16 protein-coding genes and 1 pseudogene are annotated in these 21,663 nt (G+C 61.8%); all 17 read left to right on the top strand.

Going from position 1 to position 21,663, the window contains the following annotated elements; genetic code table 11:
* The first annotated feature begins 312 nt into the window (after positions 1–312).
* The 17 genes and pseudogenes from VJV41_RS22785 (at position 313) to VJV41_RS22705 (ending at position 21,660) form a co-directional block, all read left to right on the top strand.
* Positions 313–837: a hypothetical protein gene (locus tag VJV41_RS22785; protein WP_325337502.1), complete on the top strand. Its 525-nt coding sequence runs from the start codon at positions 313–315 to the stop codon at positions 835–837.
* Positions 821–1,078: pseudogene (locus tag VJV41_RS22780) on the top strand (lipid-transfer protein); the annotation flags it as partial. The gene VJV41_RS22785 and the pseudogene VJV41_RS22780, both read left to right, overlap by 17 nt.
* A 922-nt stretch (positions 1,079–2,000) precedes the next feature.
* The gene (locus tag VJV41_RS22775; RefSeq protein WP_325337500.1) at positions 2,001–2,720 is read left to right on the top strand and encodes a response regulator transcription factor; all 720 of its coding nucleotides are present in this window, start codon (positions 2,001–2,003) and stop codon (positions 2,718–2,720) included.
* 316 nt (positions 2,721–3,036) lie between these two features.
* Positions 3,037–4,824 carry a glutamine--fructose-6-phosphate transaminase (isomerizing) gene (glmS, locus tag VJV41_RS22770; protein ID WP_325337498.1) on the top strand — a complete coding sequence of 596 codons (1,788 nt, stop codon included), beginning with the start codon at positions 3,037–3,039 and terminating at the stop codon, positions 4,822–4,824.
* Between the two features lie 131 nt (positions 4,825–4,955).
* On the top strand, positions 4,956–6,158 hold the full coding sequence (locus tag VJV41_RS22765; RefSeq protein ID WP_325337496.1) for a glycosyltransferase family 2 protein: 1,203 nt from the start codon (positions 4,956–4,958) through the stop codon (positions 6,156–6,158).
* Positions 6,155–7,474 (top strand): UDP-glucose/GDP-mannose dehydrogenase family protein, encoded by a 1,320-nt coding sequence (locus tag VJV41_RS22760; RefSeq protein ID WP_325337495.1) that lies wholly within the window; start codon positions 6,155–6,157, stop codon positions 7,472–7,474. Before VJV41_RS22765 ends, VJV41_RS22760 begins: the two co-directional genes overlap by 4 nt.
* 46 nt (positions 7,475–7,520) lie before the next feature.
* Positions 7,521–8,468: a UDP-glucuronic acid decarboxylase family protein gene (locus VJV41_RS22755; RefSeq protein ID WP_325337493.1), complete on the top strand. Its 948-nt coding sequence runs from the start codon at positions 7,521–7,523 to the stop codon at positions 8,466–8,468.
* 686 nt (positions 8,469–9,154) lie between these two features.
* Positions 9,155–10,528, top strand: coding sequence for a sugar transferase (locus VJV41_RS22750; RefSeq protein WP_325337491.1), 1,374 nt, complete (start codon positions 9,155–9,157; stop codon positions 10,526–10,528).
* A gap of 129 nt (positions 10,529–10,657) precedes the next feature.
* Complete coding sequence (locus VJV41_RS22745) at positions 10,658–11,644, top strand: NAD-dependent epimerase/dehydratase family protein (protein WP_325337489.1); 987 nt, start codon at positions 10,658–10,660, stop codon at positions 11,642–11,644.
* 20 nt (positions 11,645–11,664) lie between these two features.
* The gene (locus VJV41_RS22740; protein ID WP_325337487.1) at positions 11,665–13,278 is read left to right on the top strand and encodes a lysine 2,3-aminomutase; all 1,614 of its coding nucleotides are present in this window, start codon (positions 11,665–11,667) and stop codon (positions 13,276–13,278) included.
* A 17-nt stretch (positions 13,279–13,295) separates the two neighbouring features.
* Positions 13,296–14,900, top strand: a complete 1,605-nt coding sequence (locus VJV41_RS22735; RefSeq protein ID WP_325337485.1) for an AMP-binding protein — start codon at positions 13,296–13,298, stop codon at positions 14,898–14,900.
* On the top strand, positions 14,897–15,118 hold the full coding sequence (locus VJV41_RS22730; RefSeq protein ID WP_325337483.1) for an acyl carrier protein: 222 nt from the start codon (positions 14,897–14,899) through the stop codon (positions 15,116–15,118). The genes VJV41_RS22735 and VJV41_RS22730 overlap by 4 nt, the downstream gene beginning before the upstream one ends.
* Positions 15,119–15,129: 11 nt before the next feature.
* Complete coding sequence (locus VJV41_RS22725; RefSeq protein WP_325337481.1) at positions 15,130–16,503, top strand: flavin monoamine oxidase family protein; 1,374 nt, start codon at positions 15,130–15,132, stop codon at positions 16,501–16,503.
* 40 nt (positions 16,504–16,543) lie between these two features.
* Positions 16,544–17,887 carry a hypothetical protein gene (locus tag VJV41_RS22720; RefSeq protein ID WP_325337480.1) on the top strand — a complete coding sequence of 448 codons (1,344 nt, stop codon included), beginning with the start codon at positions 16,544–16,546 and terminating at the stop codon, positions 17,885–17,887.
* Entirely contained in the window at positions 17,884–19,437 is a 1,554-nt protein-coding gene (locus tag VJV41_RS22715; RefSeq protein WP_325337478.1) for an O-antigen ligase family protein, read from the top strand. The genes VJV41_RS22720 and VJV41_RS22715 overlap by 4 nt, the downstream gene beginning before the upstream one ends.
* Positions 19,430–20,512: a glycosyltransferase family 4 protein gene (locus tag VJV41_RS22710; RefSeq protein ID WP_325337476.1), complete on the top strand. Its 1,083-nt coding sequence runs from the start codon at positions 19,430–19,432 to the stop codon at positions 20,510–20,512. Before VJV41_RS22715 ends, VJV41_RS22710 begins: the two co-directional genes overlap by 8 nt.
* Entirely contained in the window at positions 20,509–21,660 is a 1,152-nt protein-coding gene (locus tag VJV41_RS22705; protein ID WP_325337474.1) for a glycosyltransferase, read from the top strand. Before VJV41_RS22710 ends, VJV41_RS22705 begins: the two co-directional genes overlap by 4 nt.
* Positions 21,661–21,663 lie beyond the last annotated feature (3 nt).

Genomic DNA, 21,663 nt, shown 5'->3' with positions numbered 1-21,663 from the left:
AACGGGATTTACGCTGACGCGCGAATCTTGGGCACCCAAGCTCAGAAGTAGCAAAGTTTTCTACGTACCCTCAACGTACTAGGACGTTGTCGTTCGAACATACGAACCTTCTGTAGATCGAACACACTAAAAGCGCGATTTCCCCTAGAGCCTTGGTGTTTCAGTGCACTGAAGGGATCGCGCCGCGTCGTGCGGACGAGTAAGGTTGCGCACCATCGGCGCAATCTCAGCAAAGCAACATGATCGTCAATAGCATTGAGTCAGGATTTGGCTGAGCAACGACCATCTGATCCGCGGTGAGGAGGCCACCCGATGTCAACCGATGCATCAAGCTCTCGACGGGGCAGCCTCGTCGTGCCGCCGGGCTTGCTCGAGACCGCCGCAAAGGAGCCAACCGCAGCCGAGGCTCTCGCACAGGCTCGGGACGACATCAACAAGGCTCGCGAAGCACACATGCGGGCGGATGGGCATCGGCAATCGCAATGCGCCCGCTCAGTTATCGCTTCCGCAACCACCATACTGGTGGACCCGGGCGCAACTCGTCGCGAAGTGGTTGCGGCGCATAGCTTCTTAAGCGAGGCGCTCGCACTTGACGGTCGACCAAACACGTGTGGCGCCGAAAACATAGACACCCTGGGCGAAGCGTCGGCGCTTAGCCCGGATGACCAGAAGTGGCTCGAGAACTACCTGGCAGGCCGCCGGCCAAGCATGCAGCAATCCATGCTGCGCGTGCCCGACCGATGTTCTCACTTTCTGAACGCAGTTCATTTACCGACTTCGTTATCGCTTCTCGTTTTGAACCACACTCTCCCAAACCTGCGCGGTGAAAGAAGTTAGGGAGCGCGGATTCATGCCCGACCGGTATTCGATGGTCGGCAAGCAGCTGTGGTCGCAGTCGGGGCTGCGGCCCACCGACACGGACGGCGGCCAATTGGGCGGGGCGTACGTCCATGGCATGAACGGCGTTGCCGAGGGTCTCCGTCAGCTACGCGGAACTTCGGTGAACCAGGTGCGCGACGTCGAGCATGTGCTCGTCACCGGCGGCACCGGCGTCCCGACATCGGGCCTCATCCTCGGCGAAGCCGAGACGCAATGGGTTTACGCGCGCGTAAACCCATTTTCAGCGAATGTTCAGAGTGCTTCATCAGACGGCCGAGCAGCATTGCCAAAATCGCAATGTTGTTCGTACGCGGCCGACTCTTCGGCGCGGGTAGTCGCTAACAATCATTCGCAGGTGGCGTCCACATCGGCGCCGAGGGGTCCACATATCAACCGCGTAACCCAGGCAAATGAAATGCTCTCGACGGAAAACGAGCCGAAACCGTACTACTGGTACGTAATCAGCCGCCCTATCAGGGTGGAAGCATGTACGGATTCCGCACGACGTCGGCGGCACTGTGACCTGGTTTACTTGTCTAGTCACAGTTTGCCAGACCATCTTCAACAAGTCGGTTGCTGCGATTTAGGCAAACCCATAGCATTGCCACCTCAGGTAGCAAAACGTTCGGAAGATTCGAAGTCCTCGAAGGGTCGAAGACTGTGACCGAGTTGCACGCGAGCTGCGCGCGCCATGGCGTTCGTCTATACCTCGGCCCAGGCGAACGCGACCACAAACCGATCGTCTTCCGCGGTTCCCGCGACGCAGCTACCAACTTCTGCGGATTCTTCACGCGCAATGTCGAGATCCTTCATTCGCCCACAGTGATTGGCAGACAGCGCCTTTCGGCTAGTCAGCACCGCTCGCAGCGAACGCGGCAACCAACCACTGCGGCCCCTTGGGCGGCGCCAGATCCATACCTGCGATGAACGACTACTCTGCCAACACCATTTCTTCCGACCCTCTGGGCGGGGCGCCGGTCTCTGCCGAGGTCGAGCTGCTCGCTCAGTCGGCTGGTGGCCAGGCGGAGCCCATCTACGGCCAGTCGCTGGGCAACGGTCAGCGGGGCGTCGTCAACCCACGATTGCGTTCAAGCGCACGCCGGGAGCTGCTCGGTTGGGACATGGCCGCGGCCGATGGGAGCCGGCCAGAGTTGACCTGGGCAGCAGATGGTCACGGGCTCCTTCGCGACACGAAGGTCCTGATCATCGATGACAGCAAGCTCTACCGCGAATACCTCGCGGACGTCGTCGCTGCGAACGGGACGTCCGTTCCCAGCGTCGCATGGGATTTGTCGTCGTTGGTCACAGCATTCGAAGACATGACGCCGAGAGTCATCCTGTTGAACACCGCGACGCGCGACAGCGCTATGTTGCTGCGTGAGGCATTGGAAATGAATCCGAGCGCAAGGGTGATCGCGCTGGGTATGTCGGAGGACGACGAATCACAGATCGTTGCTTGTGCGGAGGCGGGCGTTGCCGGCTATCACATGCGGTCCCAATCGCTAGAAGACTTGCTTTTACTGATGCGCAAGGTTGCTGCCGGTGAGTCGTTGTGTTCGCCCCGAGTCTCGGCAATCCTGCTGCGACGGCTGTCGGCACTTGCTTCGCAGCGGCAACCGGTGGCTGAGGAACTAGTTCTGACGGCCCGGGAGGTCCAGATCCTGGGGATGCTGGAACTGGGCCTTTCGAACAGGGACATCGCCGGGCAGCTCTGCATCGCAGTACACACTGTTAAAAACCATGTTCACAGCCTGTTGACCAAGCTCGGCGTCAGCACTCGCGCACAGGCGGCGGCGCTCTCGCGGACCATCCAGTACGGCGAGGCTAGTCCCAGGAACTAGACCGCGGTCTAGCTGAAACTTCGCTCGGATGGTCCATGTACTAGCGGCGTGATGGAACCGATAGTGAAGGCATGGTTTTCGGGTTAACTCACGTCTGCGGTAGGGCATCGCTGGCGACACTGCCGGCGTGCCTGTGGACGCGAATTGCGTTGAGCCGGTCGGCCATTGAGCCGGCAGTCCGTGACTCCACTGTCCGTTTGCCGGAAACCATGGATACCTGTTCATCCAACTGGCCTTCGTCTGCGGGTCATCCACATTTCGACGCCGATAGCTCCAGCGACATCCTGCGGCACCACTCAGATCAGGTGACACGGCGATGTGCGGCATAGTCGCGTGCCGCACGAATCGGCCCGCGGTCGATTACTTGCGCGTCGCACTCCGCCGACTCGAATACCGCGGTTACGACTCAGTCGGTGTTGCTCTGCAAACCAGCACCGGCGACCTAGCGCGGCTCCGAACGGTCGGCCGGGTAGGGGCACTTGACAGGCTCGTGCGCGACTGGCGCGGCCCGCAGTTCGATGGAGTGGGGATTGGTCACACCCGGTGGGCGACCCATGGTGGGGTGACGGTAACCAACGCACACCCACACGCCGACTGCACGGGACAAATCAGCCTCGTGCACAACGGCGTGATCGACAATGCAGACGCCCTGCGGCATGCCATGGCCGCATCGGGTCACAGATTCGCCTCAACCGTCGACAGTGAGGTGTTGTGTCACCTGATCGAAGATGCGCGGATGCGCTGCGGGGATCTCTTTGAGGCCGTGCAGATTGCACTTACCCACGTCGAGGGGTCGTGGGCGCTGGCCGCTCTTGAAGCGGGCACCGGCCAGATCGTCGTCGCGGCTCACGGTTCGCCGCTGCTGGTCGCCCGCACTACCCATGGTGACTTTGCAGCAAGCGATTTTGCGGCGATTGCCGACTGGGCCGACGAGTATCGCGTACTCGATGACGGTGACGTCGTTGATCTGACTAGCAGCGATCGATGGAGTCGTCGCGGAATCGCGACTATGCCACCAACAGTGACGCGGTCCACGTGGCAGGGGCACGACGCCGACTTGAACGGTTGCACCGACTACATGGCCAAGGAAATCGACGAACAACCCGAATTGGCAAGCAGAGTGCTCGATGAACTCGAGGACGGAATTGCAACCGGGGCGCTGTGGACTGAGCTCGGACTGGCGCCATTTGAACGTCTGCGCGTGATCGGGTGTGGCACATCGCTGAATGCAGGGCATGTGATCTGCAACCTGGTACGCCGCCTGGGAGGTATACCGGCGACGACCACTGTCGCCAGCGAGGCGGCAGAGGAGATCGCGGAAGCACATCAGCTGTCCTTGGTGATCAGTCAGTCTGGCGAGACGGCCGACGTTCTGAATGCCGTCAAGTCCGAAGCGGTAGCTGGATCGCCTCTCTTGGCCCTTACAAACAACTCGCACTCCACGTTGGCGCGCCGGGCAGATGCAGTGATCATGTGTGGCGCCGGCCCTGAGATCGGCGTGGCAGCCACTAAGACGTTCACATGCCAGATCATTACCGGTGCAGCGCTGATGATTTCAGCGCTCGTCGCCACGGGCCGGATCAGCGCTGCGTTCGCTGTTGCACTGGTCGATGATCTTCGCCGCTTGCCAGACCAGCTTGCCTCGGCGGGGACGATCGCCAAGTGCTTGGTGCCACCGCTCGCCGAGGAGCTTGAGGGGGCCAGCGGCTTCATCTTCATCGCCAGAGGATCTGGGCTGCCGTACGCCGCCGAGGGCGCGCTCAAGCTCAAGGAACTCACGTACCGATGGGCCGAGCACTGCCCGGCGGGAGAACTCAAACACGGACCACTCGCACTGATAGACGACGGAACTCCCGTCATCGTCGTCGATAACGCCGACCCGAAACTGGCCACCAATGTTGCGGAGGTCAAGGCCCGTGGTGGTCGCGTGATCACTTTCGGTCCGGCAGGCAGCACCGTTCCCGTAGTCGACGATCCACATGCGCCGTGGGGTCCAATTGGCGCCGCCATACCGCTGCAAGTGCTGGCCCGCACGCTTGCACTGGCGTTGGGCCGGGACGTCGACAAACCCAGAAACCTCGCCAAATCGGTGACGGTGGGGTGAATCGTGAAGCATCGGGGGGAGATCAAATTCGGACGTGGCGACATTGCTTCCAGAACCACTAGGGGCCTGGGAGAGGGACTTTCGCGGCTACGCGCCGGGAGAGTGAAGTGTCAACTGAGTGCGAGCTCATCATGAGTAAGCCAATCAGGGACTGGGCCGACATCGTGGAGGCGTACCGGCCAGCCGTAATGGAGGCCAGCAAGCGCCCTGTGCGTCGCCCAAAGGTTTCGGTTTGCATTGTCGCCAACCGGGCGGCGCGCAATCTGCAGACCACGATCAACGGCGTTCTCGCGCAACGTTTCGACGACCTGGAGATCGTCATCGTCAGTAACGAAAGCTCATATAGTGCAGCCGATTTCTGCGCGGCGGCAGGCGACCGCGTGCGAGTGATCCGAAATGAGACGACCCTGCCGCTCGCCGCGGGCTTCAACATGGCCGTGCGGCATAGTCGAGGGCAGTTCGTCAAACTCCTATGCCCCGACGGCATACTCCAGCCGGACTGCATAGCAGCGCAAGCCAAAGTGCTGGAGGACAACCGCGGTGTCGCGCTGGTAGCCGCCCGGACGGAACACATCGATCACACCGGCAAAGTTGCGAGACGGCAGCCGGCGTTCGCGCAAATCGTGGGTGTCCACTCCGGGCAGCGCGTGGTCAAGGCGATAGTGCGCGGCGGCGGCAACCCCATTGGACCGCCATCCGGGGCAATGTTTCGACGCGTAGATTTTCAGCGCTGTGGCGGCTTTCGCGAGGATCTGCGTGAGTGGTCAGATCTGGAGTTGTGGACGCGCCTACTGCGGTTGGGCGAATTCTTCGGTATGTCAGAGACTCTCGCGTCGGTACGCGAGCCACGCGGTTCGATGAGCGTTTCCGCTTTGATGCTGCTGCAACTGGCTGAACGAATCGAGTTCACCAGGCGGCTCATCAACGGTCCAGTGTGGAGAGTGTCTGCCACCGATCGCATGGTCGGTTATGTGAAGTGCTGCATCAATAGCCTGCGCGGCCATCGCAATGGAGTGCCCCACCAACCGCTGAAGAACTTGAAAGCCCTAGACGCGATTCATCGCCGGCGGAGTCGGCGGCCCGCCCCCGACTCCGCCGGCCTCATCGGGCGCCTCAATATTGCGGCGTTGGCTATAGCGGTTTTCGATTCGTGCATCGCCGATATGCACGCCAGTCCAAAGCACGTGACTCCAGCTCGCGGGCTGATTAAACGGCAACAAAATCGTTGTTGTTCACCGAATGAGCGGCAGCCTGGACGGGAGTTGAAGCGAATGAATTCGGAACAAGCGACTACCGCTGCACCTTACGAAGCGCCAACACGGGAACTTCCATGAAGATCGCCGTGATTGGAGCCGGATATTTGGGGACGACACACGCGGCGTGTATGTCGCAAATTGGCCACAGCGTGTTGGCCGTCGATATCGACGCTGACAAGGTGGCCAAGCTCCAGTCGGGTGTGGTGCCCTTTTTCGAGCCGGAGCTAGAGAACATCGTAAAGGACGGCCTGGCCTCCGGGAATCTCCGATTCACCGGATCTTATGCGGAGGTGGCCGACTTCGCCGATGTCCATTTCCTCGCAGTCGGCACACCGCAAAACAAGCGAAATAGGGGCGCCGACTTGTCCTACGTCGACGCGGCAATCGATGCCTTATGTCCCCATCTGAGCCGATCGACGCTAATCGTCGGAAAGTCGACGGTTCCGGTCGGAACAGCCCAGCGACTGGCCGAACGGGCGCGCAGAATCGCTCCTGTTGGCGTCGAAGTCGAGTTGGCGTGGAATCCCGAGTTTCTTAGGGAGGGGTTCGCGGTGCAGGACACCTTGCATCCGGACCGTATAGTCCTCGGCGTCGAAAACCGCCGGGATTCCCGGGCAGAGGACACGATAAGGGAAGTGTATGCCCGACTGTGGGCTGAGGAAATTCCTTTTCTCGTGACAAACCTTCCAACCGCCGAATTGGTAAAAGTATCAGCGAACGCATTCCTTGCCACAAAGATTTCATTCATCAACGCCATCGCTGAAGTGTGTGAAGTTACGTCGGCCGATGTCACGACGCTCGCCGATGCGATCGGCTGTGACGACCGCATCGGTCGTCGATTTCTTGACGCCGGCTTGGGGTTCGGGGGCGGATGTCTCTCGAAAGACATACGCGCGTTCATAACTCGCGCCGGCGAACTGGGTGTAGGCGATGCGCTCGCGTTTCTGTGCGAGGTCGACAGCCTAAACATCAGGCGGCGCAGCCGAATTGTAGCCATCACCCGAGAAGTGTGCGGATCGCTAGTCGGAGCCAGGGTGAGCATTCTCGGTTCGGCGTTCAAACCGAACACCGACGATATCCGCGACTCGCCTGCTCTGGACGTGGCCGACCAAATCCAAGTAGAGGGCGCCAACGTGACCGTATACGACCCCAAGGCTATGGATAATTCGCGGAAAGCCTTCCCAACTCTTAACTACGCGTTTTCAACCGCAGACGCGTGTATCGGCGCCGACGCGGTGCTGGTTCTCACGGAGTGGGACGAGTTCCGGAGAATGCAGCCGCAAGAACTTGGTGACGTCACGAGATCCAAGTGCATTATCGACGCGCGCAACTGCCTCAATCCGCACGAATGGCGAGCAGCGGGCTGGACATATCGCGGTTTCGGGTGTCCGTGATCACTTACACAGAGCGCGTCAACAACCAGAGCACCAGGGGGAAATCGTGAGGATTCTCGTCACCGGCGGAGCCGGATTTCTTGGATCGCATCTATGCGATTTGCTGGTCGGCCGTGGCGACACCGTCGTTTGCCTCGACGACCTGTCGAGCGGGCGCCGCGCCAATCTCGAACACCTCATCTCGTCACCACGATTCTCCTTCATTGAGGCCAGCGTGCTGGAGCCGATCAATATCGTGGACAGTTTCGATGGCGTCGTTCACCTAGCTAGCCCGGCGTCGCCACCCGGATACCTACAGAGGCCAATCTTTACGCTGCGGACCGGCTCGGAGGGAACACGGCATGCCCTCGAATTCGCGCGCGCCAAGTCGGCGCGCTTTATTTTGGCATCGACCAGTGAAGTCTACGGTGATCCGCTGATTCACCCGCAATCAGAAGACTACTGGGGCAACGTAAATTCCGTCGGCCCGCGAAGTGTTTACGACGAGGCGAAGCGTTACGCGGAGGCGTTAACGACTGCCTACCGCACTTCATGTGGAGCGGACACCGGCATCGTACGCATCTTCAACACGTATGGTCCGCGGATGCGTCCAGACGACGGGCGCGTGGTATCGAGCTTTATTGCTCAGGCGCTACGGTGCGCACCTTTGACCGTGTTCGGAGACGGTAGCCAAACCAGGAGCCTGTGCTATGTGGACGATTTGGTTCGTGGCATTGCGGCAATGCTCGACTCGCGCGAGCCGGGACCGATCAATCTTGGCAATCCAGTTGAACTCAGTATCCGTCAAATCGCCGAACTGGTTCGCGAATTAGTTGGCTCACCCTCGATGATCGAGCTCCGCCCGTTACCGCAAGACGATCCGACACGCCGAAAGCCCGACATCAGCAGGGCTCGCGACCGGCTGGGGTGGAGCCCACAGGTGCAGGTGCGCGAAGGCATTGTCCGAACGATCGAGTGGCATGCGAAGGCCTTGCAAGAAGTTCGCGCGTCATGACCATCGAGGCCGACGGTGCTGTTCCAACCGAGCTTGGCGAAGTAGTGCAAGCTCGTTCTCTCACATCCCGATTGGCGGACGAGTCGACCGTCCAGGCCTCCACCAACGATGCGCAATCCATCTTGGCCGGCCGAGCTGACACGGTTGTGACATGTGCCGCCGACCCAGCGATCGAGGTAACAGCCGCCAAAACCTTTGTGGCGCCAGACTTTCAAAAGGAGCGAGTCTTGACTCCCATTGTTGAGCTGTCCACCGACCGACACGAACTGCCTGAGATGCACCTAGTCGGGCCCACCGCGATGGGTTCGAGCAGTTTGGCCCGCACAGCCTTTGGGGCCTCTCGCTTGACCCGGGAGGTTTGCGCAAATGCCGTGCATTCTGTTGCACTGCCGTCGCAGACCAAGCCCCAAATCAGAGAATCCGAACCGATGGTGTTGGGGTAGGCCGTGTTTCAACAGAAGTCCGGACTCAGCGTCTCTCGCCCTGGCGGCGAACGAAACCGCCAGGGGAGAAATGGTCACCAAAGCACGGCAGTGTTACCGAAACGAGCGCTCCCCGAGCCGACCCAGGTGCGGATACTAGGTTCGGCACAAGCTCCCCGGGCCGAAGGGGCGCCGACTCAGGAACTCGACCGCTCACGGTGGCAACGGCGATACGCCGCCAAACTTCGGATAACGGACTCCGCGGTGGTAATCGGCGCGGTGATTTTGGCTCAATATATCCGATTCGGCCAAGCCCCTCTGGCGCCTGTACATGAAAACGGTTATGCCACGGCATATTCCGGTCTGATCGCGATTCTATGGTTGTCCACCCTAGCCGGCTTCCATGCAAGGTCCGCAAGAATTATCGGGCGGGGCATCGAGGAGTACCGGCGAGCGGTGGAGGCGTCTCTCTGGACCTTCGGTGCCATCGCTATGGCGGAGCTGCTCTTCAAGCTCGAGATTGCGAGGGGTTATCTCGCTGTTGCTCTTCCCGTAGGCATTTTTGGCTTGGTGCTGAGCAGGTGGCTGGCCCGGCAATATGTTGCGCGCAAGCGGGTCGATGGCAGATATCTAACTGCAGTGTTGGCCGTCGGAAAAAGTGACGCGGTGGCGAATCTCGCGAATGAGCTCACCCGGAATCCGATAGACGGGTATCGGATTGTCGGAGCTTGCATACCTGGCGGCGTCCCGGCAAACGACGAGCAGCTGTTAGTCCGGGACGAGGCGATTCCCGTAGTCGGTGCCGAAATATGCCATTTAGAGGAGATGATCCGTAAGTGCCGTGCGGACACAGTCGCGATAGTTGGCAGCGAGCATCTTGGGACCCAGGAAATCCGCAAGTTAATCTGGACGCTCGAGCCCCTGGGCGTCGATCTAGTGGTTTCGCCCGGGGTAATGGATGTCGCGATTTCTCGCTTGACCATGCTTCCCGTTGCCGGCCTACCACTGTTACACATTGAAAAGCCGCAATATCGCGGTGCAGAGCGCGTGCAGAAACGCGCTTTCGACTTTTGCTTCGCATTGGCCGCACTCACAGCCGTCCTGCCGATCCTTCTTCTAGCCGCCATCGCTATAAAGGCCAACAGTAGGGGCCCTGTCTTCTATTCTTCTGAACGCATCGGATTTGGCGGCAAGCCATTTTCGATGTTGAAGCTACGCACCATGGTGGTGGATGCAGACAAGAAACTCGAGAATCTCTTGAACAGCAACGAATGCGACGGCCATCTGTTCAAGATCCGAAATGACCCTCGGATAACGTCGGTGGGTCGCATATTGCGACGCTTCAGCATCGACGAGTTGCCACAATTCATCAACGTTCTCCGCCGGGATATGAGTGTGGTCGGTCCCCGTCCGCTATTTAAGCTGGAAGCCGAAGAATATGACAGCGTTTCCCAGCGCAGGCTTCTCGTCAAGCCTGGTATTACTGGGCTATGGCAGGTTAGTGGCAGATCCAATCTTTCATGGAATGACGCCCTCCGTCTGGATCTTTCATATGTCGATAATTGGTCGATGGCCGCCGACATTGCGATTATCGGGAAGACAGTCCGATCAGTATTTCAGCATGAAGGGGCTTACTGAGAATGTACAAAGTAGGTTCCTCGCTCGCGGTCTTTGGTCGCGATGAGTCGTCAGCCTGCATGACCCCTGGTCCAGTGGAGCGGTTACCACGAACTTTCAGTCAGTCCCGTTGAATAGGAGTAGCAAATCGTGCGAACCTTGGTTACCGGCGCAGCCGGATTCATCGGCTCCACTTTGGTGGACCGTCTCCTGGCCGAAGGCCACAAAGTAGTTGGAGTTGACAACCTCAGCAGCGGCGTCGCAACCAACCTCGAACAAGCGCATCGCTGCAACAGGGTTTACCCGGGCCGGTTCACGTTCTTGAGGGCCGATATTCAGGCGCCCGAACTGGCAGGCATCGTCGCGGGTGCCAACCCCGACGCTGTTTTCCATCTTGCCGCGCAGGTCGATCTTCGGGCTTCGGTGTCCGATCCTCAATTCGATGCCCGCAGCAATGTGCTCGGAACGATCAATGTTCTTGAGGCCAGCCGGCGAGCGGGCGTTCAAAGGGTCGTCTATGCCGCGTCAGGCGGTTCACGTTACGGGGCACCGACCCGCCTGCCGGTGGATGAGACCGCGCAGTTGGATCCGTTGTCGCCCTATGCGGCGGCCAAAGTCGCCGGCGAGATGTATGTACGCGCTTACGCGGGCATGTACGGGCTCGCGCCGATCTGCCTGGGGTTGGCCAACGTCTATGGACCGCGTCAGAATCCGCTGGGAGAGGCCGGCGTGATCGCTATTTTCGGCAGCAGAATGATCAGCGGTCGCCCGGTCACCGTCTACGGCGACGGCACCGCCGCTCGCGATTACGTCTATGTCGACGACGTGGTCGACGCATTTGTGCGTGCCGGCGAGGCGCCCTTGACGACCGTCGGAACCTACAACATCGGCACGGGGCAACAGACCACAGTTGCAGAAGTGCACCGCCTGATCGCTGCGGTGCTTGATGGGTCATCGATGCCCTGTTACGCGGCGGCTCGTACCGGTGAGTTACACGCGATTGCGTTGGATGCGACGAAGGCGCACAAGGAACTCGGGTGGAAACCCGCTGTCGATCTTGTCGAAGGAGTCCACCGCACGGTGCAGTGGCTTCGCGCCTCTCTCGAGCCCGAGCCGGCGATGGCGATCGACGCGTGACGGCGACGGAGGACGGATTGATGACTGATCGTTTGCGGGGACTCTCGGAAACCCGGCGCACTGGCTTCACCGCCGCCACCGATCAGCCGTATACCTATGTACGCAAGGAGTTGTCGGAGCCGGATTGGCGCCGTTTCCCAGGCTGGGCGACGGTCACGGAGTCCGAATGGCGGGACGCACAATGGCAGCGGGCGCACTCCGTCAAGAGCGTAGGGCAGCTGCGCGCGGTGGTGGGGGATCTGCTCGGCGAGCGGTTCTATGCCGACCTGGCCGCCGATCAGCTGTCACGGGCGACCATGTCGATGTTGTTGCCGCCGCACACGCTGAACACCATGGCCCCCAACAGCTTGCCGGAACGCCGCAGCCTCACCGAGGCGTTCTATGCCGATCCGATCCGGCGTTACATGCTCCCGGTGCTCAGCGATCGCGACCCGGAATGGTGCTCACATCCATACGCCGAGCGAGATTCGTTGCACGAGAGCGACATGTGGGTCGTGGAGGGGCTGACCCATCGGTACCCGACCAAGGTCCTCGCCGAAATGGTGTCGACCTGCCCGCAATATTGCGGCCATTGCACGCGGATGGATCTCGTCGGCAATTCCACACCCACGGTCAGCAAGACCAGGCTGACCCTGCAGCCGGCCGACCGGCAGCACCGAATGTTGGAGTACCTGCGCGCCACACCGATGGTGCGCGATGTCGTGGTGTCCGGCGGGGATGTTGCGAACGTCCCCTGGCCGCGACTGGAATCGTTCCTCATGCAGTTGCTCGAAATTGACACCATCCGCGATATCCGCTTGGCGACAAAGGCGTTGGCCGGGCTGCCGCAGCACTGGCTGCAATCGAAGGTGCTCGACGGAGTTCATCGTACGGCGCACATTGCCGCCGCCCGCGGGGTCAACCTGGCGCTACACACCCACATCAACCATGTGCAGTCGGTGACTCCGTTGGTCGCGGCGGCGGCGCGGGCGCTCCTCGACGCAGGGCTGCGCAACGTGCGCAACCAGGGCGTGTTGTTGCGTGGGGTCAACGCTACGGCCGACGACCTGCTCGACCTGTGTTTCGCGCTCCAGGGCGAAGCAAATATCCTGCCGTACTACTTTTATATGTGCGACATGATCCCTAACGCCGAACACTGGCGGACCTCACTAGGGGAAGCTCAACAGCTGCAGTTGGCGATCATGGGTTATCTGCCCGGTTACGCGACGCCGCGAATCGTATGCGATGTTCCCTATGTCGGTAAACGGTGGGTCCATCAAGTGGTGCACTACGACCGGAACCTGGGCGTCTCATACTGGACCAAGAATTACCGCACTGGTTTGGATCTGACGGATGTCGATGCCTTGAACCGCATCTACCCGTTCTACGACCCGATCGACAGTCTGCCGGCGTCCGGGCAGGCATGGTGGCGGGAGAATTGCGACCGCCCATGTGGCACAGCACTTTCAGCCGAATGCGGGTCAGCCACGCCCGCCTCGGACGACGGCACCGTACCTGACCAGTACGGTCCTGTCGCAGGCGCCCTGCCCTCGACCAATACCGCGACCACTCCCTCTGGATCATTCCCGAACGGTCATGGGCCCACTGAAACATGCGTCAGCGAAAAGCAATTCGCCGCCAACGGCTCGGCATGAACGGGAGAAGCTGACGCATGGATGACGTGATCGATACCTACGAGCTGTCGCCGTTGCAGCAAGGCGTCGCGGTTCCCGACACCGACGTCGTCGGTGACGTGATGGCGGACTTCGCCGCCGCGTCCGGAGATTGGCCTCACCGTCCTGCCATCGTGCACAACGGGGTCGCCATCACCTATCGAGACCTCGCAGAGCGGGTCCGTCTTACCGCATTGCGCTATCGGGCACGCCGATTCGCCGCCGACGCGCCATCCGGTCTGATCGGTGCGTTGGTCTCGCACACACCCGCGGTGGTAGAGCATCTGCTTGGGATACTGCAAGCCCGCGCCACCTACTGTCCGATCGACGCCGCTCTTCCGGTCGCCCGCAAGCAGACGCTCGCCGCGGTGCTCGGCCTGGACCGTCTGTTTGCGGTAGCCCCCGACCCGCACGCAGCAACGAACCTGCGGATCGAAACGCTCGACGACGATCCAGTCGCTGCTGATGCCGAGGTGCTGCAGCCTTCATGGCACCGGAGCGATCCGGCGTATGTGCTGTGCACGTCGGGTTCCACTGGGGCGCCGAAGCCGGTGGTGGTCTCGCGGCATGCCCTGACGGTCACGGTGCGCGCGCTACGCGACCTCTTCGCGGTCACACCCGAAGACCGCGTGCTGCAATTCGCCTCGCTCGGGTGGGATACCTGCTTGGAGGAGATTCTGCCCGCGCTGACCGCCGGCGCGACACTGGTTTTCGACGACGCGGCCCATTCCGGCTCGTTCCCGCCGTTCATCCGCATGCTGGCGGAACGGGAAATCACCGTGCTCGACCTGCCGACGGCGTTCTGGCACGAACTCGCGCTTTTCCTGCACGAGGAGCACGCGGCACTACCCGACAGCGTCCGACTGGTGGTGATCGGCGGCGAGCGGGTCGACCCAACCCGATTGCGGCAGTGGCGTGATCTCGACGTCGGGCACGTCAGGTTGCTCAACACCTACGGGTGTACCGAAACGACGATGGTGACCCACGCGGTGCAGCTGGCCGGCCCCGGCACCGAACCAGAAGTCGCGGCTCACGACGCCGAGGCGCCACTGGGGCGCCCGCTGCCCCATGTGCGCGATCGCGTCACCGAGGAGGGCGAACTACTCATCTCGGGTCCCTCCCTAGCCACCGGATACCTGGGGCTGCCAGAAACCACTGCGAAGGGTTTCCCGGTCGCCGATGACGGCTCGGGACCGACCCGGTGGTTCCGCACCGGTGATCTGGTCATCCGCGGCCAGCGCGGCTTGCTGTATTCGCGCGGTCGCGCCGACGAACAGGTGAAAGTCCTTGGTGTGCGGGTACATCCGGCCGAGGTGGAGGCGCAGTTGAACACCCACCCCGAGGTCGCAGGCGCCGTTGTGGTCGGTGAACGGCTACTCGGGCGCACGGCGTTGACAGCGTACGTTGCTCTGGCCAGGACGGCCGGGGCGACTACGCCGGCCGAACTGAAACAGTACCTGCGCGACCGTCTACCCAACCAATTCGTGCCCAGCCGAGTGAAATTCGTTGCCGCGCTCGCTTACACGTCCAGCGGCAAGGTTGACCGGGCGGCAACGCAGCGTGCCGCAGCAGCAGACTACGACAGCAATGGAGCAAGCCTATGAGCGCCGACCACATCGTCGGGATCTTCCGTCGAGTTCTCAACACCCCGGACGTGACTCCGAGTTCCGACTTCTTCGAACTCGGCGGTGATTCACTGCTGGCCACTCGGGTGCTCAGTGCGATCGCCCGGGACTTCGGTACGGAGCTGTTGTTCGAGGACTTCGTCGAAAACCCATCGGCGGATGGGCTATTCGTTAAAGTTGCGGCCGCGGTGTCATGATCGGGGCAGGCATGCGCGTTGTCGTCATCGGTGCCGGCCTGGCCGGACTGACCGCCGCTGTCGACTTGGCGGTGGCGGGCGCGGAGGTCACCGTGCTGGAGGCGCGTGACCGGGTAGGCGGGCGGATGCTTGGTGTCCCGTTGTCCGCAGGTGTGGTAGCCGATGGGGGTGCCGCCTACCTGGGCGAGCGGCACACCGAATTGCTCGCACTGCTGCGGGAGCATGGACTCGACGTGGTCTCCACCGTGATGGCTGGGGACAGTACATTCCTGGTGTCGGAGCGGAGGACGACAACCGCGACTCGGATGCCCCCTCTGGACGCGGTCGCGCTCGGTGATTTGTTCGATCGACTCGAGGACCTCGTCGCGCAAGTGCAGCCTGACGCACCCTGGGACAGCCCACGGGCGGGGTATCTCGACCATCTGACGGCCGAGCGCTGGCTTGTCGACGAGGTCAGGCATCCAGACGCGCAGACCTTTTTCCCGCTGTTCATCGGCGAGATGATGGCGGCCGACCCAGCCGCGATCTCCGCTCTTCACATGGCTTTCTATCTGCGCTCTGGCGGCGGGATCCGGTATCTCAACGCCTTCGAGGGCGGGGCCCAGCAATGGCGGGTTGATGGCGGCGCGCATCTTTTGTGCGGGGTGCTCGCTGAACGGCTCGGCGAGCGGGTGCAATTGCACCAACCAGTTTGTGCGATCGACCAGAACGGTGACGACGTTGTGGTGCATAGCGTTTCGGCCATCGACGGCACACCGTCCGAGTATCGCGCCGACCGGGTGGTCGTCGCCGTGCCGCCGCTGCTCGCGCAACGGATCGAGTTCCGGCCCGCGCTGCGGACGCCGCGCGCTACAACGGCCACCGGGCGCGGCTGTGCAGTCAAGGTACATCTGAATTATCCGGCTCCGATCTGGCGTGACTACGGACTATCCGGATGGTCGGTCAGTGCGCACGGGCCGCTGCTGTCCACGGTCGATGATTCTCCGCCGGACGAATCCACCGGCGTGCTAACGGGATTCGTTACCGGTGCCGCGGCAGCCGCCTTCAGCCCGCTGTCGCCGGCCGAGCAGCGGGACGCGGCGCTGGCCCACACCCGGCGGCTCTTTCCACAGTTGCCGCCGCCGACACGATGCACGGTGACCGACTGGCTGGCTGAGGAGTACAGCAAGGGCTGCTATGCCGCCCTGTTCGGCCTCGGCGACTGGCTGCGGCTCGGCCCGACACTGACAACACCGCATGACCGCGTCCACTGGGCCGGCACCGAAACCAGCCTGGAGTTCTTCGGGCTGATGGAGGGTGCGATCAGGTCCGGCCGACGCGTCGCGACCGAATTGATCCACGGCGCTGAGCCGGCGACCGCTTCGCGAAAGGGTGTACTCCGATGACCTGGGCATCGGCGCGTTCTTATGTTCCCTTGGAGGAGAAGTGAATCCGATTCTGAGGCGCCGCATCGATCAGATCCGGCGACGATGGTGGGTAGTTCTGGCAATCGCGGGACTCGCGACGCTGTCGGCCGCCCTGCCGCTGCTGCTTACCAAACCAACGTATGTGGCGACATCGACACTCGTGCTGTCCTCACCGGGCCGAAATCCCGTGGAAGACGCAACGATGGTCACGGGATACTCCACCCTTTTCAACGATCCCGCGACGATCGGCCGGTTGAGGGACGCGCATGACCTCCCCGAGGATGTCACCTTCGAGGCCCGGACGGTTGGCGCCAGCCCGATCCTGACCATCGAGGCAACCGCTCAGAGCCCGAAAGTCGCCCAGGATGCGGCGCAGAATATGGCCGCGGCGTTCTGTGACGACATCAATTCGGTACGGCAAAGGAGAAATGAGAAAGCGATCGAGAACACGCAGGACCAACTGAACTCGCTGCTCTCCAAGGCCGGACCCGACGGTTTGATGAATCCGCTGGTGCCCGTCGTACAGCAGCGACTGGACACGCTGCGTGCTGATTCGACTGATCAACTCCAGGAGCTTCAGGTTCGGGCCGGCGTAACCAAGAACGCACCAAACTTCATGTTCGAGGTCGCACTGCGGGCCGCGGGTGGATTGCTGCTCGGTATCCTTGCCGCCCTCGGTCTGGCGGCATTCTCGACACGGCTCACAAATTCGGCCGATGTTCTGGACAAGACCGGCATCGAACCGTTGGTCGAGGTGCCCGCTAGTGGTTCGATCGAGCGGAACACGTTGCGTGAAAATCGGTTGCGCACGCTTGCCAACATCGTCAGCCTCCAAGACTTGCCAAAATCGACGGTCGTCGCCTTGACCGACATCCGCGGCGCTCGAGGAGCGCGAGACCTCGGCGAAGCATTGGCCAGGTTGTCGGCTCAGCAGGGATATCGGACCGTTCTCGTCTACGCCGACAACGACGCGTCGCAGCATACGGAGGATGCCGGGTTCAACGACGTACTCACCGACAGCGGCCTGGTCAACAGTGTGCTGAAAGACGGTGCGGTCGACTCGTTGAAGATCATGACCTCGGGTTCGGTTGTTGCCGACCGCTACTCGCTCGTGAGCCGCGAGAGAGTCGTCGCGGTTTTCGACGAGATTCGCACGGGCGCCGACACCGTTGTCGTCGTCGCTCCATCTATCGCCGACACCATCGATTCGCAACCGATATGTGCGGCGGCAGACCTCACCATTGTCGTCGTCGGCCGACGTTCGTCGCGGGCCGGCGACGTCACCTCGGCAGTTGATGCGCTCGGTGACGCGCACACGGTTCTTCTTGGCGCGGTGTTGATCGACGGGACAGAACGCAGATGAGCGGGTCAGCTCCGCTGGCGGCTGACGTCTCGGCCCACCAAGGAGCCGACGGATCAGGCGCCCCCGTCCGAGGCAGCCGGTTGCGGGCATCGTTGCCTGCCGGTGCCATCGTGGTCGGGATCGTTGTCGGCATGCCGGCGGCGCTGCTGGTGGGTTCGACATCCGGCCAGATGCTGTTTGCCGGTGTCGCCGTTCTGGCGCTCGGACTGTGTGCCCTGATCAGCCCGGTCTTCGCAACGATCCTGCTACTTGTGACGATGTTCCTGCGGCTGCCAATACGGTCAGAGACCGCATTGCCCGTCGAGCTGTTCTTGGTCGTCTTCGCTGCGCTGGTCATAGCGACAGCGCTATGGATGGATCGCACACCGACTCGATTGCGCGGCATCGGAGGGGTCGGGTGGGCGATGTCCCTGTACCTGATGTGGAACGTCTACTCGATGTTGACCCCGCACAAATACCCCGCGGTCGACGTGCTGCTCAGCGAAGGTCTCTCGGTATCTCGGCTCATAGTCATCGGGACGTTGATCCCATTCGCGATGTATGTCGTCGGGCGCTACGCATTCGACCGCACGTCGGCGGTGCGGGCACTGCTTTGGACGATCCTGACATTGGTGGCCTACTCAGCCGCAGTGAGCATCATGCCATTCACCGGGCTGTCCGACTGGGTCTGGCCTCGCTACATCGTTGTGATCGAAAGACCGGGCTGGGCCGGCCGGGCCGTGGGCGTCTTCAACCAGCCGGTCGTCAATGGAATGGTCCTCGCGCTGGGCATTGCGATCGCGATGTTGCTGTTGAGCCGGCGCAGCGAACCGGTGTGGCAGAGGTGCATAGCGTTCGCGATCGCCGTTGCCTCCGGCGTCGGCCTCTATGAGACGCATACCCGAGCCGCCTGGCTCGGCGGAGTGGCCGTGCTCATCATCGGCGCAACCCTGGCCAAGGGATATCGCCATTGGTTCATCACGGTCCTCTGCTTGTTGGTCACGATCGTCGTCACCAACTGGTCGACGTTCACCAGTGACGACCGGGAGGCAGGTGGCGTGGGCTCCCAGGGCGAGGTCGAGTCTCGACTGAACGACATCCAGACCGCGCTTTGGGCATTCGCACGAAAACCCCTCGAAGGCTGGGGAGTTGGTCGATTTCAGGCGGTCAATTCCTATCACCATCAGCAGTGGTCCCCAGACACGGCATGGAGTCTTGGCTTGGGCGAGGTCTCGCACCAAAACGAGTTGGCAGTCCTGGCCGAATTGGGCGCGATCGGCCTCGCAGCCTGGATCTGTGTCCTGGCGCTGGTTGCGTACCGGCTATCGAGTGCGTACCGGACACTTCCGGATCACGATTTGTGCGGCAAGCCGCTCGCGGTCCTGGCGATCATGGGGATGGCCATCCTCGTCTGTGCCGGGATGACTGTCGACCTCCGGTACTTCGAGTTTGCGATAACGGTCATATTCCTGCTCGTCGGAATCACCATCGGATGGGCCGATCGCGACAAACGCGCGAAGGCGGCCGGGAACGGCGACATCCCCGAACGAATACTCCAGCGCCATGGCTGAGCAACGGGCACTGTGGGTTTCCACAAGCACGGAAACCCGAGGCGGCATCGCGAGCTACGTTCGCGCGATGCAGCAGACAGTCCTGTGGACTGACTGGAACATCCGGCACGTTGCGACTCACCGCGACGGCTCCGACGCGGCGAAAATCACGGCTTTCGCGCGTGGCGCGCTGCTGTATGTCGTCGAGTTGATTCGATTCCGTCCCACCGTGGTGCACCTGCATGCCAGTACGCGCGGAAGTTTCATCCGGAAGGCCGCGCTGTTTTGGATCAGCAGGCCTGCCCGTGTTCCCGTCGTAATCCATATGCACGGGTCCGGTTTCCAGGGTTTCTACGAGAATTCACCACGGGTGGCACAGGCGGTGATCCGTGCGACCCTCAGTCGGGCGAGCGCCTTCATTGCGCTCGGCGAGGTGTGGTCGGTGCGGATGCGCGCGATTGCCCCGACCGCGCGGATAATTGCAATCCCCAACGCGGTTCGCCTCGCACGCCGTGCGACCCAGCCGGCATTGGGCGAGCCAGTGCATGTGGTTTTCCTCGGCCGCATCGGCGACCACAAGGGTACGTTCAGACTGCTCGACGCGTGGGCCAAGTTCACCCGCGACCCGGAATTCAATTCGGGCCCCTGGAAGGCCGCAACCTTGACGCTCGCCGGTGATGGCGAAGTGGAGCGCGCGCGCCAAACCATCCGGGAACTTTGCCTGGAAGATACTGTCGCACTGCACAATTGGCTGTCTGAGAAAGAGGTCGGTGAGCTGCTCGACCACGCCCAGGTGTTGGTGCTGCCGTCACGTAACGAGGGGCAGTCGATGGCGGTGCTGGAGGCGATGGCGCGGGGATTGTGCGTGATCGCCAGCAATGTCGGTGGGCTGCCGGAAATGATCGGCGATGAATGCGGCCTAATCATCCCGCCCGAAGACACCGAGGCGATTGCAGCCGCGCTGCGGATCGTTGTTTACGACAATGAGTTGCGCACCCGATACGGTGGCGCCGCCTACGCACGAGTAGAGAGTCGGTTCGACGTCTGCGCAGTCGCGCGCCGGCTCGACGCGCTCTACCGCGAGGTGTCCCGATGAGCGGGCGCCCGATCCGAGTGCTGTTTGTTGTTCCAGATCTGCGGGTTGGCGGCGCTGAGCGACACGTGACCACGTTGCTGCCGCGGATGAACCCTGAGCGGTTCACTCCATCGGTCGTCTGCATCGGCAAGGAGGGCGAACTCTTTGCCGATCTGCTGGCGGCTGGGGTCGACTCGAGGGCACTGCACCTGGGAGGCAAGCGGCAGGCAGCGCGCGCTCTGCGCAAACTCGTCTCAATCACCCGGCGGGAGCGGCCAGACGTCGTGGTGGTGCGTGGCTATAACGCAGAAACGCTGGGCCGAATCGCTGCCCGCGCCGCCGGCGTCGAGCACACGGTCATGTGGGTGCATAACATCGGCGATCCCAACCCGCGAAGCAGCGTCCGCACCACAGTTGATCGTGCGCTGACTCGCTGGACGAGTGCCTATTTCGGTGTCGCCGAGGCACAGCGACGGTATCTGGTGGATGAACTCGGCTACCCCGATGACAAGATTCGCATCATCCACAACGGAGTGGATCCGGCGCTGTTCGATGTCAACACCGACCGAAGCGCCCTGACCGAATTCGGCTGGACCGAAGGCGATCCCGTGGTCGGCATCCTTGCCGAACTCAGCCCGATAAAGGACCACGCCACCTTTTTGCGGGCTGCCCGCATCGTGATCAACGAGATGCCCCGAGCGAGGTTCCTCGTTATCGGCGATGGTGCATGTCGTCCTCAGCTCGAGGCGCTGTGCTCAGAACTGCGGATCACATCGAACGTTCACTTCGCCGGCGTGCGTCGCGATGTCGCTCGATTGCTGCGCGCGATCGATGTTTTCGCGCTGAGTTCGGTAACGGTGGAATGTTTTTCGATCGCACTACTCGAGGCCATGGCGTGCGGCCGACCGGCAGTCTGCACCGCCGTCGGCGGCATCCCCGAGATGATCAATGACGGAGAGACCGGATACCTTGTGCCACCGAAAGATCCGCAACAGCTCGCAGTGCGACTGGTGGACTTGTTGTCGAATCCGCAAACCGCGCGTCGCATGGGCCGGGCCGGGCGCGATCGCGTGGAGACTGAATTCAATCTGGATCGCAGCGTCGAGGCGGCCCAACGGGCGATCGAGGACGTGGTCATGGGTCAATACATGCTGGTTGGTCGGGGGTAACGA

This window comes from Mycobacterium sp. (assembly GCF_035274705.1).
Lineage (GTDB): Bacteria > Actinomycetota > Actinomycetes > Mycobacteriales > Mycobacteriaceae > Mycobacterium.
Note: the sequence above shows the minus strand (reverse complement) of the source record. Positions and strands in the feature narration are given on the sequence as shown.